General features: G+C 64.7%; 3 protein-coding genes. 1 reads left to right on the top strand and 2 read right to left on the bottom strand.

Annotated features, from left to right (window positions below):
- Both EN993_RS34960 and EN993_RS34965 read right to left on the bottom strand, forming a co-directional pair.
- Window positions 1-241 (bottom strand): OsmC family peroxiredoxin (locus EN993_RS34960; RefSeq protein ID WP_127266162.1); only part of this gene is annotated, 241 nt, incomplete at its 3' end.
- A 38-nt stretch (window positions 242-279) separates the two neighbouring features.
- Window positions 280-1290, bottom strand: a complete 1011-nt coding sequence (locus tag EN993_RS34965; RefSeq protein WP_109663051.1) for an NAD(P)-dependent alcohol dehydrogenase — start codon at window positions 1288-1290, stop codon at window positions 280-282.
- A gap of 102 nt (window positions 1291-1392) precedes the next feature.
- On the opposite strand from EN993_RS34965, the gene EN993_RS34970 reads away from it, so the two are divergent.
- Window positions 1393-2001 (top strand): TetR/AcrR family transcriptional regulator, encoded by a 609-nt coding sequence (locus tag EN993_RS34970; RefSeq protein ID WP_109663053.1) that lies wholly within the window; start codon window positions 1393-1395, stop codon window positions 1999-2001.
- The last annotated feature ends 224 nt before the right edge of the window (window positions 2002-2225 follow it).

The raw sequence follows: 2225 nt of genomic DNA on the forward strand, positions 1-2225 counted from the left end.
GCACCTTCGCCACGGTGCGAATGCTGTCGGGGATATGGCCTTCCCGACCGAGGATGGCGGTCAGCGCCATCGAGAAGCAGCCGGCGTGCGCTGCGGCGATCAGTTCCTCCGGATTGGTGCCAGGACCGTTCTCGAAACGCGATGGGAAGGAATAGGCGCCTTCGAAGGCGCCGCTGCCGAGCCGCAATCGGCCCGAACCTTCCTTCAGCGTTCCTTGCCACTCGGCTGAGGCTTCACGAATGTCATTGTCGTTCTCCCTTGGTTTGAGGACTTGATGGGTCAGGCGCCGTCGATGATCACTTTCCCGAAGACGTCGCCCTGCTGGAAATAGCGGTAGGCATCGCCGGCCTCGGTGAAGGCGAAGACCCTGTCGATGACGGGCCGCAGGCGGTGCTGCGAGACGCCGCGCAGCATGGCTTCGAGATTGGTCCGGTTGCCGACGAAGAGGCGGCTGATGGTGGCGAGGCTGCGCTGGTAGAGTGCCGCCGGCAGCTGGATCGATCCGCCTTTCGCATCCTGCAGGGTCAGCAGCACGATGTGCCCGTAAAGCGTGCTGGCAATCAGCGACTGTGCGAAGGTCGCCGGGCCGCCGGTCTCGACGACGAGATTGATGCCGCCGGTCTGATCGCGGACGGTCGCACCCCATTGCGGCATATCCGATGTCGAGATCACCAGATCGGCGCCCAGCGCCCGCAACCTGTCGGCTTTCTCGCCGCGCGAGGTGACGGCGACGACACGGCAGCCGAGCAGCTTGGCGAACTGCAGTGCAAAGAGCGAGACACCGCCCGAGCCGATGACCAGAACCCATTGCCCAGGCTTCGGAATTCCGGCGCCCGTCACCGCATTCCAGGCAGTCAAGCCAGCGCAGGTCAGCGTTGCCGCCTCATGCCAGTCGAGATGATCGGGCAGCCGCACCGCCCATTGTTCGTCGAGGATCGCGTATTCGGCCAGCATGCCGTCCAGCGTGCAGCCGAGCTGGTCGATGAGCCCGGCATGGATGCCGCCGTCGATCCAGCGGGCAAAATAGCTGCCGGTGACACGGTTGCCGACGGCAAAGCGAGTGACGGCATCGCCGATGGCGACAATGTCACCGGCCCCATCGCTCAGCGGAACGACGCCTTGGCGCGGCGGCAGCGGATAGGTGCCGTTGAGGATCATCGTGTCGCGCCGGTTGAGCGAGGTGGCGCGAACGCGCACCACGATCTCATGCGGTTTCGGCTCCGGCTGCCCCTCGTCGCGCATCACCAGGCATTCGGTCCCGCCGGGCCCTTCGAGACGGTAGCTGCGCATGTCGATTCTCCTCAGAAATATGTAGACTGATCTATATATTATGTAGACCGATTGTCATATTCGAGGCAAGGCCTATAATGATTCCTCCTGACAGAGGTTGACATGGCCAACGACACCCGCACCCGCATTCTCGAGACGACGGCGCTGCTGCTCAGGCAGCGCGGCTATCACGGCACTTCGCTCAACGACATATTGAGCGCCAGCGGCGCGCCGCGCGGCTCGCTCTATTTCCATTTCCCCGGCGGCAAGGACCAGCTGGTTATCGAGGTGACGCGCGGCAGCGTTGCCGACGTAACGGAGAGGTTGGGCGAAGCGCTGGCCGCCGAAAAGGATCCGGCGGTCGCTGTCCATCATATCTACCAGTCGGTCGGGCGCATGCTGGAGGACAACCAGTTTTCGCTCGGCTGTCCGATCGCGCCTGTCGTGTTGGACTCGCCGACCGACGTGCCGGAACTGGCGGAGTTGTGCCGCTCGGCCTTCGAACAGTGGATAGGCCTGCTGCGGGACGCCTTCGTCAGGGCAGGGGTGCCCGAGCGCCGCGCGCATGCATTGGCGCTGCTGGTCGAATCGTCGCTGGAAGGGCTGATGGTGATCGCCCGCGCCACCCGCGACCGCGCCCCGGTACAAGCCGTGGCCGACGAGGTGGCGGCACTGATCGAAGCGGCCGTGCTTGCCGGCGAGGTAAAGCAACGCGCGGATGCCGCCGTCTGAGAGACGTCCACAACGACCGCTGCGCAAAACAAAAAGGGCGGCATCGCTGCCGCCCTTTCAGTAAGCTTAGCCAGATTGGCTGGATTAGAAATCCATTCCGCCCATGCCGCCCATGCCGCCGCCGCCCATGCCGCCAGGCATGCCGCCGCCAGCCGACTCCTTCTTCGGAGCCTCCGCGATCATGGCTTCGGTGGTGACCAGCAGGCCGGCGACCGAGGCCGCGT

The sequence above is a fragment of the Mesorhizobium sp. M7D.F.Ca.US.004.01.2.1 genome, from assembly GCF_003997785.1.
Lineage (GTDB): Bacteria > Pseudomonadota > Alphaproteobacteria > Rhizobiales > Rhizobiaceae > Mesorhizobium > Mesorhizobium loti.